The sequence below is a fragment of the Chloroflexus sp. MS-G genome, assembly GCF_000735195.1.
Classification (GTDB): domain Bacteria; phylum Chloroflexota; class Chloroflexia; order Chloroflexales; family Chloroflexaceae; genus Chloroflexus.
Genome location: NZ_JPIM01000013.1, coordinates 46,117 through 59,929 on the forward strand (window position 1 = coordinate 46,117; position 13,813 = coordinate 59,929).

Below are 13,813 nucleotides of genomic sequence, written 5' to 3' on the forward strand. Positions count from 1 at the left end.
ATCACATGTTGCCTGATCTGTCCTCCAGGTAATGCGCTTAGTCGGGCAAACGAACCCCTTGTTCGGTTACAAGCAGCAGACCGTCGCGAGCCAGATCGACGACCAGTTTCTGCAACCAGGTTTCGTGCTCCGCAGTATAATCGGCGCGTATTCGTTGCCCTAATTCGGCCAAAGGTAGTACTGTTCCTGTTGGTAAATTCCGCAACGTAGCGATGATTCGACCGCGATACCAGCGTCTTGATCCAATGAACGGCTCTGCAGAGCGAGTTTCAGCCACTCGTTTCACCTGCGGAGTGGCCGGAGTCAGTACCAGCTCACTATCAGCCGCAACCGCAACAGTATACGCACGACAGTATTGGCGTAACGGGCAACGCCAGCAAGCCGGGCCAGCGGCAGTGCAAATCAATGCCCCCAATTCCATGATAGCCTGATTCCATTCCCAGCCTTTGCCCACGGGCAACAATGCTTCGGCATGGGCTAAAAGTGTTGCATCAGATGGCGCGGGCCAGTGATCAGGGCCAACACATAACCGCCGCACAACACGGCGAATATTGGTATCCAGAAAGACCACATCTTGCTCGAAAGCAAAGCAGGCGATAGCACCGGCAGTGTAGGGGCCAATCCCGGGAAGCTTACGCAATGCTGCTACCGATGATGGAACCTGACCATCATACTGTTCTACAATGATCTGGGCAGCACGTTGCAGATGAATCGCCCGCCGATTATAACCAAGACCGGCCCACAATCTGATCACATCCGCCGTGGAAGCAGTAGCCAGGGCTGTTATGGTGGGAAATTCCGTCAAAAACGCATGATACTTGGGGATAACCCGATCGACCTGCGTCTGCTGGAGCATAATTTCGGCGACCATAATCGCGTAGGGATCGCGGGTTCGGCGCCAGGGCAGGTCTCGTCCGTGTTTAGCAAACCAGTGGAGTAGCCTGGAACGAATTGCCTCGATCATCAAACCTCAACACGTAGTCTACGTCTTACGGTAGACATCAATCACATCGGGAATGCGGTTAATTTTCTCGATCAACGGCGACAGTTGAGCCATCGATTGCAGCGAGACCGTCACATTAAGAATGGTGCGACCATTGGCCCAACGCTTGCCTTGACTCACATCGGCAATATTGATACCGGCATCGGCGATCACATTTGAAATATCGCGCCACAATCCCACCCGATCCCAGGCTTCGATCCGCAACGGTACCGGGAAGAACTGATTTGATCCGATGGTATTCCCCCAACATACTGGCATCAGACGATTGCGTTCGGTAGCACTGAGATTCTGGATCGTGCGACAATCGGTGCGATGAACGGTAACACCCCGACCACGGGTTGTAAAACCAACTATCGGTTCACCAAAAACCGGGTTACAACAGCGTGCAAGCCGTGAGGCAATTTTACCGGTACCTTCGAGGTAAATCTCGCCACTAGCGCTGACTCGGGCTATTGGTTGGGGAGCACGCGGTAGTTGTAGTTGTTGTTCCAGTTCCGCTTGTTCGCTCTGTGCCTGTGAAAGCTGTTGTTCGCTCAACAGCTTCTGAACGAGTGTCCGCTCGTTCAGGTCATCAACCCCGATCTGGTAGAAGAGGTCATCAATCGAGCGCACAGTTGGGCCGGCCAGCTCAACCAGTTTCTCGAAACTGACCTGGGTTAAGCCATAACGTTTCAGCTCTTTTTCGAGCATTTCACGCCCGGCAGCAATGTTCTCTTCGCGCTCCAGCCTGCGGAAATATCGCTTAATATGGTTCCGAGCCGAGGGTGTCTTCACAAAACGCAACCAGTCGCGACTGGGGCCGCGCTGGTGTTTCGAGGTTAGAATCTCAACAATTTCACCGTTTCGTAATTCGTAATCGAGTGGTACCAGGCGGTCATTGACTTTCGCACCGATACAACTGTGCCCCACTTCAGAGTGAATGCGATACGCAAAATCGACCGGTGTCGATCCTTCAGGGAGATCGATAATTTTACCTTTTGGCGTGAACACAAAGACGCGCTCTTCAAATTCGGCGCGCAACATATCGACAAATTCGCGGTCGGTCGTTTCATTGCGCCACGAGATCAGCTCGCGTAACCAGCGAATTTTGTTTTCGTAATCGCGATCACTGCGGGTATTGAAACCCTCTTTATAGCGCCAGTGTGCTGCAATGCCGTGCTCGGCTTCTTCATGCATCTTCGTTGAACGAATCTGCACTTCACAGTGCAGCCCTTCCGGCAAAATAACGGTTGTGTGGATCGAGCGATACGAACTCTCTTTCGGAGCAGCAATATAATCGTCAAACTCCGACATCACCGGCGTCCAGTTCATCTTGCCGTGTACTACCCCCAGCGCCTGATAACACGCGCCTACCTCATTATTTGGATCGTCAACGATAATCCGCACGGCAAGCTGATCATAGATGCGCTCGAGCGGCACCCCTTTTCGTTCCATTTTGCGCCAGATCGAGTAAATGTGCTTCGAGCGACCGGTCACCTCGGCCTTAATACCCTCGCGGGCCAACATCTCTTTCAGTTGGGCAATAACTTTTTGCACGATCTGGTCACGCGCCTCTTTGCGCATCGCCAGGCCACGGGCAATCTCTTGATAGCGGTCGGGATGCAGCGTCTTAAACGCCAAATCCTCTAGCTCCGATTTCATCTGCCACATCCCAAGACGATGGGCGAGCGGCGCATAAATGTCGAGTGTTTCACGGGCTACCCGCTGCTGCTTTTGCGGTGGGGTAGCATGGATAGTACGCATATTATGCAAGCGGTCGGCCAGCTTGATCAGCACAACCCGCGGATCGTCGGCAGAAGCAATAATGAGTTTACGGTACGTCCCTGCCTGAGCTTCTTCCTTGCTCTTGCTCTCGTAACCAGAAAGTTTTGTTACTCCATCAACCAGACTGGCAACCTGCTGACCGAAGAAGTGTTCGATAACGCTAATCGGCACCTCGCTATCCTCAACCACATCGTGCAACAGCGCAGCAGCTATCGATTCGGTGTCGAGACGGAGGTCGAGCAAAATAATGGCGACTGCAATCGGATGATCAAGATACGGCTCACCTGACTGTCGGCGTTGTCCTTCGTGGGCAATTGCAGCAAGAGCATACGAGCGGCGGATGAGATCAAAATCGGCAGAGGGGAGGTAATCGCGATGGCGGGCAATCAGGGCTTCTACTGAAGGCGAATGATAGGCTCTCACAAAAGCTACTTGCACCGCTTCGAGGGATGTTTGACAGCCACGTTTTTGTTGCTGTTTAACGATAATGTGCATTACCGGATGCTGAAGCAGTTCGGCTGCCAGTGGCGAAAGGTCATCTGATTTACACTCATCCGGTATCGTTGCCGTTAGCTCAAGTACCTGAGCGGTAGTTGCTACATCATCCATAAGAGCCGCTCCTATCAGGACAGAGGGTGCGCCATTGTTTTCAGCTTTTCGATCAGGCGCGGATGAAACCAATTCCCGCACAGTAAGCAGTCAGTCGTTATTATCCAGCCGTCTTTGTTGCTGATGAAAGGCTTGCAGGTTTACAGAAAGAATATTTGATCAAAAACGCCCGGCGTGCAACGCCAGGCCGCATTTCATCCCGAGCGACGATCTTCCGTGATCGTAACGCACAAGTTGTCTTTGATTATGTAGCATAACACTCGTGAGCAATGATGTCAAGCCGGGTTGTGAGGAGCAGCGGTTTGAAAGTTTTCACCTGACCTGGCCGGGGTTCGGTGAGGAAACAGAAAAGAGAAACAGGCACAAAAGAGGGAACTTCCTGGCCCCACGTTGATAAGACGATCATTCTCGTCAGCGCCGTTGGATAGTTAGGTTACCCGCCCTCTCTTGCAAGTGAGGATGCACCAACCGATAAATTCACGTGGAAGTCAGCGCACGTCGCCACAGCACGGCTGCACCTTCACCTTCACCCCAGTATCTACTAGGGAAAACTCTCACCTTTTCCCATTCCACCTCGCAAGAGCAAGAGGAAGGGAAGAGGGAAGCAGGGGTAAAAGCTACCCCCGCTCCTATTTCTCTCGCTTCTCCTTCTGCTGCCCTCCTACCAGACAGGAAAAGACCCTTGAAAAACCTACACCCTAATACTGACGGCCAATCAGGCTTTGGGCAAGGGCACGTAAACGGTCGCGGGCTGCAGCGGCGGTTGCGGTAGGTGGATAAAGGCGATCAAGGGCGGCAAAGGCGGCCTGATGGTGTTCGTTAGCTATAACAGCACAGAATGATCGTGATCCGGCAGCATCAAGAATGGCCAGCACCTGTCTCACCGCATCATCACCGAGCACAGGCTGGCGGTAGAGTTCGGCCAAGCGCTCGCGATCAGGACTATGACTCAGTGCATGCACAACCGGTAAACTCACTTTACGGCGGTATAAATCAGCGGCAAACGGCTTACCGGTCTGTTCTGGCGCTCCCCAGATACCCAAAATATCATCTTCGATCTGAAACGCCAACCCCACTGCACGACCAAAATCGGCTAGCGCCGTGACCGTCTCTTCGGTAGCGCCAGCGGCGCGAGCACCAAGTTCAGCAGCACCGGCAATAAGTGCTGCGGTCTTACCACCGATCATCGTCAGATAATCAGCGGGTGAGATACTCAAATCACCCTCGAAACTGAGATCAAGGTACTGACCTTCACAGATACGTAAGATGATCTCATCAAACCGACGGAGGATCGTCAGCACTCGCTCGGCTGGCAGACCACGATCGCTCAGCCGATGAATGGCCAAGTGCGCAATGACAAACATTGCATCACCGGCGTTGATCCCGTGCGCCAACCCCCAGATGTGCCAGAGGGTACGCCGCCCCCGCCGCATGGCACTGTCGTCTTCGATGTCGTCGTGGATAAGCGAGAAATCGTGTAACAACTGTACACCGGCTGCCAGCGGTAGGGCCTGTTGTGGATCACCACCAGCAGCAGCACAGGCCAACAACACAAGCTGTGGACGGATCAGCTTCCCTGGATCGGCAGTTGTGGGTGTCAGATCTTCGTTTCGCCAACCCAGATGATATTCCTGCATCGCGTAAAACCGGCTTAGCCGTCCTTCGACCACCGGAAATGCTGCCCGCATTTCCGCCTGAATCTGGTAACGAACGTCGTTTTCTGTTATCATAGACATTGCAAATTGTTTACAGTTTTTCTATTGTCTATACGACACAATATCGTATAGAAAGCGGATTATAGTACTACCAACCTGTCATCACTGTGTAATGTTTCCCTCTTCTCGAACTGCTTGCTGCGCCGTACACTCGCTTTCAGAAGGGTATGAGCTATCTACTACCGTTAACTCAAGAAAAGGGGTGTACTATGGCATTCAACCTACGCTTCCGCTTCAGTCCGATGAAAGATGGTCTTGTCAAGGTACTGGGGCCGCTTGAGACCGAGATTATGCAAATTCTCTGGAAAGAGGGCGCGAGCACAGTGAAGAAGGTTCATCGTAAACTGGCCCAACAGCGCGATATTGCATACACAACCGTCATGACGACAATGAGCCGTCTCGCCGATAAGGGTATGTTACAACGTGAGCGCGATGGGTTGGCGTATGTCTACACCCCCGTAATTTCCGAAGACGAATTTGTTAATATGATTGTTCAGCAGGTCATCGATGGCTTGCTCGACGATTACAGTGATGCAGCCATCTCTTACATGGTTGATCATCTGGCGAAGAACAATCCTACTGAATTACGCCGTCTGCAACAAGAGATTAGTCGGCGATTAAACGGTACGAAGTGATCGGTGCAACCAATTCGTTGGTGGTGCAATAATCTGCACCACCAATGTATTATCCAACTGCTTCACCCCACAAGTCGTACTCAGCAGCCTGCGTAATACGCACAGTTATTATCTGCCCGATAGGAAAATGGCCCCAAACAAAGACCTGACCATCAATTTCGGGTGCATCACGAAATGATCGACCAACGCTCAACTGACTGCCATCGTCGGCGCTGCCGTTCCCCTCGATCAACACCGTTAATGTGCGCCCGATCCAGCGCTGATTACGGGCAAACGAAATCTGCTGTTGTAGGCGCATCAATTCGTGCCATCGTCGCTCGATAACCTGTGGACGCACCTGGTCGGGTAGTTCGGCTGCCGGTGTACCCGGTTCACGTGAATAGCGGAATGCACCAACGCGGTCGAGTTGGGCCGTTTGCAAGAATTCGAGGAGTGCATTGAACTCAGCCGTCGTTTCGCCGGGGTAACCAACAATAAACGTCGAGCGAAGAGCAATATCAGGCATCGCCGCCCGGAGTTCAGCAATGAGTTTGAGCGTTCGGTCAGTATCAGGTGGTCGTCGCATGCGCCGCAAGGTGGCTGGATGGGCATGCTGGAGCGGCATATCGAGGTAGTGGCAAATCTGTTTGTGAGTAGCCATCGTAGTGATGAGCCGCTCGCTGATGCCGTGGGGGTACGCATACATCAGCCTGATCCAGATGTCTGTCGGTAAAACCTGGCATAATTCATCCAGAAGCACAGCCAGACCGTCCTTCAGACCTAGATCGCGACCATAATCGGTCAGGTGCTGGGCAACCAGAATAATTTCGCGGGTTCCCTGCGCAACCAGCTCTTGTGCCTCGGCCAATACAGCACCGACCGGCTTCGAGCGCATGTCGCCCTTGAAACTGGGGATCGTGCAGAAAGCACAGCGCAGATTACAACCGTCTGAAATTTTGAGATACGCCGAGGGTGTATGGCGTGTACGTCGAATCTGGGTGGTACGCCAATCGGCATACGATGTCGGTCGACCGTTCGATGACGTCGGTATGAGGGGAATGGTCACAGCCGTTTGGCCCGGCGTCAGTGGGATCACCGGCTGATCGAGTTGGCTAACCAGCGCGTTAATCTGTGTCCATTGTTGAGTGCCAATCGTTGCATCCACTCCTTGCACAGCCGTAATTTCTTGCGGGTGACTTTGAGCCATACACCCGGCTGCAATGAGTCGCTGATGGGGCTGTTTACGGCTGGCCAGTTCTTTTAAGACACTAAGTGTCTCTGATCGAGCAGCAGCAATAAAGCTACATGTATTAACAATAACAACATCAGCTTCATCAGCCGATGCAACTGCTTGATGGCCCTGCATGCTGAGCAGGCCGTCCATGCCTTCACTATCCACTACATTTTTGGGGCAGCCCAGCGTCACAATATGATATTTCATTATGGCGTTCTCTTCGATATATAACCACGAATAATGCTAACATCGTTGATCATCAACCTCGTTTCATTATAGATCGACTTGTCATTCGGATGTACACACCATAGACGAGATAGTGTCCTGTTCTGAGCAATCGATAGCGGCATCCACTAAAGAATCCAGAAAAACGCTGGAGAAGATGAGCGCTGCCGACCATGCGGTTCATCGACTCGCGATCCAGGCCAACAGCGCACATGTGCGAACACCCGCTAGCGGTAATTTGTCATTTGGAGGGGCACCGGAATCTCACCTTCGCGTTCGCGGAGAAACGCAATAACTGCCTGCAATTCATCGCGGCTCTTTCCTACCACGCGCAGTGCGTCACCTTGAATCCGGGGCTGAACCTTGGGAAACCGTTCGCGGATCATCTTGCTCAGCTTTTTCGCTAACTCACTGTCAATACCACGGCGTAAAGTAACCACCTGCCGCACCCGACCACCGCTGGCATCGGTTGGTTTACCGTAATCGAAGATTTTGAGCGACAACTTACGCCGCAGTGCCTTCGTCTCTAAAACATCACGGACACTACGCAGGCTCATTTCACTGTCAGCTTCGATCACCAGTTCGGTTTTACTGAGCGTTATCGTTACACCGGCATCCTTCAGATCATAGCGAGTCTGCACTTCGCGTAACGTTTGATCAACCGCATTTACTAACTCTTGTTGGTCGAAGTCTGAGACTATATCAAAGCTATTTTCTGCTGGCATTGTTCGTACTCCAGAGATTAGTTCGGGGGCCACGACCAGTTTACCGGCTGACCAGGCACCGTACCGAGCGGCCCTTGCTGAAGACCATTGACCGTTACTTCAACATCTGTCGGATTACCGGCCCGAATAAAGACACGGCGCTGAGCCGTAAACGTGCGTTGTTCACCAGCGCGCATGATAGCTTCAAAGACCGTTGTCCCATCAACCTGTACCCGCACCCAGGAATTTTCGTTCCCACGAACGGCGGGTACTCGTATCTCAACCACAATGGGAGCTGCGAGCGTTGGCGTCGGCTCAGGTGTAGTGGGTACGGTAGGTAGCACGGTCGGCGTTGCTGGCAAAGAGGTTGGTATGCTTACGGAAGTTGGTGGTGGTTCAGGCGTTGGTAAAGGTGAGGGTGGAACAATTGTTGGTGATGGCGCAACAGCAGCAGGCGGTGTTGCTCGCTCTCCAATTTGCCCAAGGGCGCTCAAGCCAACGTATGCCAGACCGATCAATGCCAGGGTAATGAAAAAAATGGCAAAAAAACTGGGTAGAACATACATGCGAGTACGGGGCGGATGTGTCGCAGGCACGATCCGAATTTTGTCAGTAGCACCGCGCTCGCGTCGGTAGAGTTCGATCATTTCATCGACGGGCAGCCCAAGGTACTGTGAATAATTGCGAATGAAACCACGAGCAACAACATCACTGGGTAACCGCTCGAATGCACCCTCTTCCAGCGCCTGCAGCGATTGCAAGAGAATACGAGTATCAGCCGCTGCCTGAGCCAGTGATATACCGTTTGCCTCTCGCGCCCGTCGGAGACGCGCGCCCAACTCGCTCATACCGATTCCTTCTATCGCACCACCGGTTTTTTACCATCCTCCCCCATGGTATGGTGATATTAGATGCTTATATCCGGCAACAGTATACCACAACTAGATGGTTCGCCAACAAACAATTGACTGAGACGTGAAATGTACAATGAAACATGGTATGTGCTTTCCTCGTACATTCTATGTCAATCAAACGAGCGTCACCGCACATGTTTACTCATCTGGTTGCAACCTGAATGTTGTAGGTGCAGTAAGGAGGGAATCATGCTCAGCACGCTATTTTTCATCGTAATACTTATTGCCGGACTGATCGTCATCGCACTTATTGGGTCAGGAATCTTCTGGTTTTTAGTGCAGATCGGTGTTATCGTACAAAAAGCTGCCGAACCACCCACACAGGATTATGGGAGCTATTCGCTTGATCAAGGTCGTGATGTTGATGAGCGTGAGCGATAGTATGTTTAGTCCACGTGAACGAGAAGCGATCATTCTGGGTGTGATCGTGGGGATTACCGCCTTTGCTATGCAAACGATGCTGGCCGAAAGCCCGCTGTGGCTGCACGGGTTGGTGATTATCCTGGCCAGCAGCATTATTAGCGGCATAGCGACATTCATCAAATAGGCTGTCACTCAGCAGCGGGAAAATCAACATCGTTCTTCGCGCTATATATTGTCTTCGGAACCAACATCGCTGAGTGTGCGTCTGAACAAACCTTGCCGGCGGTTTTCTGCTCCAAAATTCCCCTTTACGCTCTCCGTAAAGAGGGTAAAGGGGCTGGAAGCACTGTTTGGGCAACCTAACCTGACACGATGGTGTATGACAGACAACAGTTCAGACAGGGTGCCAGTCGCTCTCAGACAAGAGACATCTTTCCGACAAACGCTACGTGTCAGCAGTCAATTCAGGGTACACCGCGATTCGGCGTTCAGTCTGGCGTCGGGTCAGTCGTTCTACCCGTGCAGCGACTTCTCGTAATACCCGCGGCTTATCAATAGTTAGCAACACCCGATCACGCATTACAATCCGCCCGTCGATGATTACCGTCGTAACATCAGTCGACTGAGCGCTGTAAAGCAATGCTGCTGCCGAATTATGGAGCGGTTGGGTGTGGGCGGTTGTGCATTCTACCAGCGCTAGATCGGCATGCGCACCAACCTGCAAGACGCCAATCCCATCCCAGTGGAGAGCACGCGCCCCGGCAACCGTCGCCAGTTCGAGAGCAGTACCAATCGGCATACAGCGGGCATCATGGTGACGCAGCTTTTCGAGCAAAGCTAATAGACGAGCCGCTTCGAGGATGTCATAGGTATTATTGCTGGCCGCACCATCACTACCGAGTGCGACGGTGACACCTGCCGAACGTAACGATAGCGTCGGAGCTACGCCAATCCCAAGCTTCATTTCGGTCTTCGGCGTAACGGCTACAGCAACACCGTGGGTAGCCAGGGTATCAATATCGTCAGCAGACACGTGGGCTACGTGGGCAGCCAATGCCGGAACATCAAACAGACCGGCATCACGCGCTACCAGTACCGGGGAACGGCCATACGTGGCAATGCTTTGTGCTACCTGCGCTGCCGTTTCAGAAAGATGAATATGGATTCCCACACCCAACTCACGTGCCGTCTGAGCGACACGCTGCAACAACGATGGAGTACAGGTATACGGTGAATGCGGACCCATCCAGACACGAATGCGATCGTTAGCCGCTCCGTGCCACTGCTCGACAAACTGACGAGCGGTACTGATCTGTTGCTGCTCATCGGCGCCAGAAAAGATCGTCCACGCGAGCAGTGCCCGCATTCCCGATTCTTGCACGGCGCTGGCAATCGCATCCATCATAAAGTAATGATCGGCAACGCACGTTACTCCACCTTCGATCATCTCGGCCAGGCCGAGCAACGTTCCCCAGTATACGTCTTCAGGGGTCAGATTTGTTTCCAACGGCCAGATATAACCGTTAAACCACTCTTCAATCGGTACATCTTCGGCCACACCTCGAAACAGGCTCATCGCAGTATGGGCATGGCTGTTGATCAGACCGGGAATGGCGAGTTGACCGTTGGCGTTCAGGATTTCACGGGCGAGACCAGGACTGATCTCAGGGGCGATGACAGCGATACGTCGGTCGACAATCGCAATGTCGTGTTGGGGCAAGACTGAGGGAATGCCATTGGCGACCTGGAGAACATTGGCGTGCTGAATTAAAAGATCGTACATAGCGCTTCACGTCACATTGCGAGCACATCGGATATTGTTACTATTCTAACCGGAAATTTCAAGATTGACAACCACTTGCAAAACTGAACATTTGTGCTATAATAGCCATAGCGCCGGCACTGTATCACGACAGGGAACAGGCGCTACGGGACGAATCGGTACGGAAAGTCGGAGGGAACTTATATGCCGGCCAAACCCCAGAGCGAACGCAGCGTTACACGCACCTATCGAACTGCTATCAAACTAGGTGACGATTTCATCACGATTGAAGAAACCATCACTCTCCCAATTGACGCCGACGATCAGATGGTACAGCAGGCCGTCGATCTCGGTTGGCGCATTTTTCGCAGTCAGCGAGAGGCAGTTGAGCAACAGATTGCCCACATCCGCGAACAGCATACCGTCGCGACTGCCATTACCGTCCGTGATCCTGATGCACCGGCCAGTGAACGTCAGCGCAATTTCATCGCAGCACTCCAGCAAGCTCTGGGTTGGTCTGGCGAACAATTAGCCAGCTTTGCTCAGCAGCACGGGTATGATCTGGTCTCGCTTAACAAAGGTCAGGCCTCTGCATTTATCGATGAATTGAAGCGGTTGAGTGATGAACAGCAGCGGGTTGCCATCGCTGAAGAGCGGGCACGTTATGCCGGTCAGCCAGCCTCAGAGAAGCAACGTGCGGCCATTGCCTCGCTTGCCCGTGATCTCGGTCTTGACCCTGATACTGAAGCGCAGCGTCGGTTTCAAGTATCGGTTGCCCAGCTTTCCAATGAGCAGGCAGCGACGCTGATCGGCGAATGGCAGACACTCCAACGCACACTTGCCCGCGAGGGCCGACGATCAGGATAGGATGCGAGGAGAGCGGGAAGAGAAGAAGCGTGCAGGAGAAGAGCAAGTCTCCAAACCGTCCAAATCCCGTGCTGACGATAGGCTATAGTCAAATCCCTGTTGGCTCACTGATTTTGATCATCATCATGGCGGGGAGTGGCAGTGTGCTGATCCACCAGGCTCAAGCCACGCACCTGATGACGGCGAGGAAATTGGCGCACGTGTGATCAGCACATCTACCCTCCCATCCACTTACACCCAGGGAGCCGGACTCTAGCTTGACTTCTAGTACGCGATAGTGTATGATGGTGCTCACGGAAAACACCATGCGCACAGGGAAAGCCGCACAACTCCTTGGTGTCTCGGTCAAGACGTTGCAGCGTTGGGAACGCGAAGGAAGGCTGATTCCGGTGGCCCGAACGGACAGCAACCGCCGTCTCTCCCCTGAGACGCAGATCCGTGCGGTCATCGGTTTGCGGCAGGCGAACCATGCGCCACCCACGCTGGTCGCCTCCTGTCGGGTATCGCGTGCGGCACAGCAGCCGGACCTGGCGAATCAGTGCAACGTGCTGGAAGAGGTCGTGGTGGCGAAGGGATTGGCGGGGGTCGAGTGTATCGAGGAAGTGGGCGGCGGGCTGAACGTCACGCGCAAGCGGTTGCTGGCCCGTATGGACGAGATCGGGCGACGGGACGTCACGATGCTGATCCTCGCGCACCGGGACCGCCTCACCCGTTTCGGCGTTGAGTGGTTCGAACATGACGCCAAAACCCATGGCTGCGCAGTGCTGGTGCTCACCCAGGAACGGCTGTCTCCCGAACCGGAAATGGTGCAAGACGTGATGACCATCGTGCACGGTTGTTCGTCTCGGCGATACGGTGTGAGGAACGATCGAAAGCAGGTGGATGCAGCGCTGAAACAGGATGCGAGTCATGAGTAATGCTAAGAAGGCCAAACGATGCAACTAACCCACAAGATCGCCCTTTGTCCGACTCCTGAGCAGGTGGACTACTTCAAGCGCGCCTGCGGCACGGCGCGGCGTGTCTGGAACTGGGCGCTCAATGAGTGGAACAGGCAATACGCAGCAGGCGGCAGGCCAAACGCCATGGCGCTCAAAAAACAGTTCAACGCCATCAAGTACACCGACCCGCAGTGGCTCGATGAGAGCGGCCGGCCTTGGTTGCAAGACATTCACCGGGATGCCCACGCCCAGCCGTTCAGGAATCTTGCCAACGCATGGGAACGGTTCTTCGCCGACCTCAGGGAGGGCAAAGAAGCGCACGAACCACGGCTCAAGAAAAAGGGCCGTTGCCGCGACAGCTTTTATGTGGCCAACGACAAGTTCACTCTGATGGGCAAGACGATCCGTCTGCCCAGGATCGGCGAAGTCGCCATGACCGAGGAACTGCGATTCAAAGGAAAGATACTGGGCGCGACGGTCTCGCGCACGGCGGATCGTTGGTTTGTGGCAATACAGGTCGAAGTGCCTGATGCGCAATGCTATCGGCGTCGCACGTCGCACGAGGTCAACGGCGTCGACCTGGGCATCAAGGCTGCCGCAACGATCTCCAGCGGTGAAGTCGTTGAGGCGCCCAAGCCGCTCAACGCAGCGCTGCGTCGTCTAAACATCCGTAGCCGACGTCTCAGCCGCAAGCTGGAAGCCGCCAAAGAGATGGCGGGGTTTGGACGCCATGCCCGCCTGCCCAAAGGAACGCGCCTGCCGGTATCGAACAACCGGCGAAAGTCCGCTGCGACATTGGCAAGGCTGCATGCCCGCCTTGCCAATCTCCGAGCGGATTTCACCCACAAGCTCACGACTCGACTCTGCCGCGAAAACCAAGCGGTAGTGATCGAGGATGTAAACGTCAAGGGGATGCTCGCGAACGAGAAGCTCGCTCGCGCCATCTCTGACGTGGGCTTTGGGATGTTGCGCTCGCAGGTGGAATACAAGGCGAAACGCTACGGAACGCGGTTGGTTATTGCTGATCGCTGGTATCCAAGTAGCCGACTGTGCTCCATTTGTGGCTGGAAGAACGAGGCGCTGACGTTGAGCGATCGAACA

General features: G+C 53.7%; 13 protein-coding genes. 6 read left to right on the forward strand and 7 right to left on the reverse strand.

What is annotated here, in order from left to right; genetic code table 11:
* Positions 1-37: 37 nt before the first annotated feature.
* The 3 genes from JE47_RS0104015 to JE47_RS0104025 form a co-directional block, all read right to left on the reverse strand.
* Positions 38-964 (reverse strand): A/G-specific adenine glycosylase, encoded by a 927-nt coding sequence (locus tag JE47_RS0104015; RefSeq protein ID WP_031458510.1) that lies wholly within the window; start codon positions 962-964, stop codon positions 38-40.
* A gap of 18 nt (positions 965-982) precedes the next feature.
* Positions 983-3,376 carry a RelA/SpoT family protein gene (locus tag JE47_RS0104020; protein ID WP_031458511.1) on the reverse strand — a complete coding sequence of 798 codons (2,394 nt, stop codon included), beginning with the start codon at positions 3,374-3,376 and terminating at the stop codon, positions 983-985.
* Between the two features lie 698 nt (positions 3,377-4,074).
* A complete protein-coding gene (locus JE47_RS0104025; RefSeq protein WP_031458512.1) occupies positions 4,075-5,112 on the reverse strand; it encodes a polyprenyl synthetase family protein in 1,038 nt (345 codons plus the stop codon).
* A 188-nt stretch (positions 5,113-5,300) separates the two neighbouring features.
* On the opposite strand from JE47_RS0104025, the gene JE47_RS0104030 reads away from it, so the two are divergent.
* Positions 5,301-5,726: a BlaI/MecI/CopY family transcriptional regulator gene (locus JE47_RS0104030; protein ID WP_031458513.1), complete on the forward strand. Its 426-nt coding sequence runs from the start codon at positions 5,301-5,303 to the stop codon at positions 5,724-5,726.
* A 49-nt stretch (positions 5,727-5,775) separates the two neighbouring features.
* Here the strand turns inward: JE47_RS0104030 and rimO are convergent, their stop codons facing one another.
* From rimO to JE47_RS0104045, 3 genes are all read right to left on the reverse strand, one after another.
* Positions 5,776-7,146, reverse strand: coding sequence for a 30S ribosomal protein S12 methylthiotransferase RimO (rimO, locus tag JE47_RS0104035; RefSeq protein ID WP_031458514.1), 1,371 nt, complete (start codon positions 7,144-7,146; stop codon positions 5,776-5,778).
* A 245-nt stretch (positions 7,147-7,391) separates the two neighbouring features.
* Positions 7,392-7,889 carry a YajQ family cyclic di-GMP-binding protein gene (locus JE47_RS0104040; RefSeq protein ID WP_031458515.1) on the reverse strand — a complete coding sequence of 166 codons (498 nt, stop codon included), beginning with the start codon at positions 7,887-7,889 and terminating at the stop codon, positions 7,392-7,394.
* Positions 7,890-7,906: 17 nt separating this feature from the next.
* Entirely contained in the window at positions 7,907-8,716 is an 810-nt protein-coding gene (locus tag JE47_RS0104045) for a helix-turn-helix domain-containing protein (RefSeq protein ID WP_031458516.1), read from the reverse strand.
* Between the two features lie 255 nt (positions 8,717-8,971).
* On the opposite strand from JE47_RS0104045, the gene JE47_RS0104050 reads away from it, so the two are divergent.
* Together JE47_RS0104050 and JE47_RS21925 are read left to right on the forward strand one after the other, a co-directional pair.
* A complete protein-coding gene (locus JE47_RS0104050; protein ID WP_031458517.1) occupies positions 8,972-9,163 on the forward strand; it encodes a hypothetical protein in 192 nt (63 codons plus the stop codon).
* 1 nt (position 9,164) lies between these two features.
* Positions 9,165-9,329: a hypothetical protein gene (locus JE47_RS21925; protein ID WP_173424541.1), complete on the forward strand. Its 165-nt coding sequence runs from the start codon at positions 9,165-9,167 to the stop codon at positions 9,327-9,329.
* Between the two features lie 261 nt (positions 9,330-9,590).
* Here JE47_RS21925 and JE47_RS0104060 read toward each other — a convergent pair whose 3' ends face one another.
* Positions 9,591-10,928 carry an amidohydrolase gene (locus tag JE47_RS0104060; RefSeq protein ID WP_031458518.1) on the reverse strand — a complete coding sequence of 446 codons (1,338 nt, stop codon included), beginning with the start codon at positions 10,926-10,928 and terminating at the stop codon, positions 9,591-9,593.
* Positions 10,929-11,111: 183 nt separating this feature from the next.
* On the opposite strand from JE47_RS0104060, the gene JE47_RS0104065 reads away from it, so the two are divergent.
* The 3 genes from JE47_RS0104065 to JE47_RS0104080 form a co-directional block, all read left to right on the forward strand.
* Positions 11,112-11,774 carry a hypothetical protein gene (locus JE47_RS0104065; protein WP_031458519.1) on the forward strand — a complete coding sequence of 221 codons (663 nt, stop codon included), beginning with the start codon at positions 11,112-11,114 and terminating at the stop codon, positions 11,772-11,774.
* A 287-nt stretch (positions 11,775-12,061) separates the two neighbouring features.
* Positions 12,062-12,691, forward strand: coding sequence for an IS607 family transposase (locus JE47_RS0104075; protein WP_442856906.1), 630 nt, complete (start codon positions 12,062-12,064; stop codon positions 12,689-12,691).
* 18 nt (positions 12,692-12,709) lie between these two features.
* Positions 12,710-13,813, forward strand: a 1,104-nt coding sequence (locus JE47_RS0104080) for an RNA-guided endonuclease InsQ/TnpB family protein (RefSeq protein ID WP_031458521.1), incomplete at its 3' end; no start/stop codon positions are given.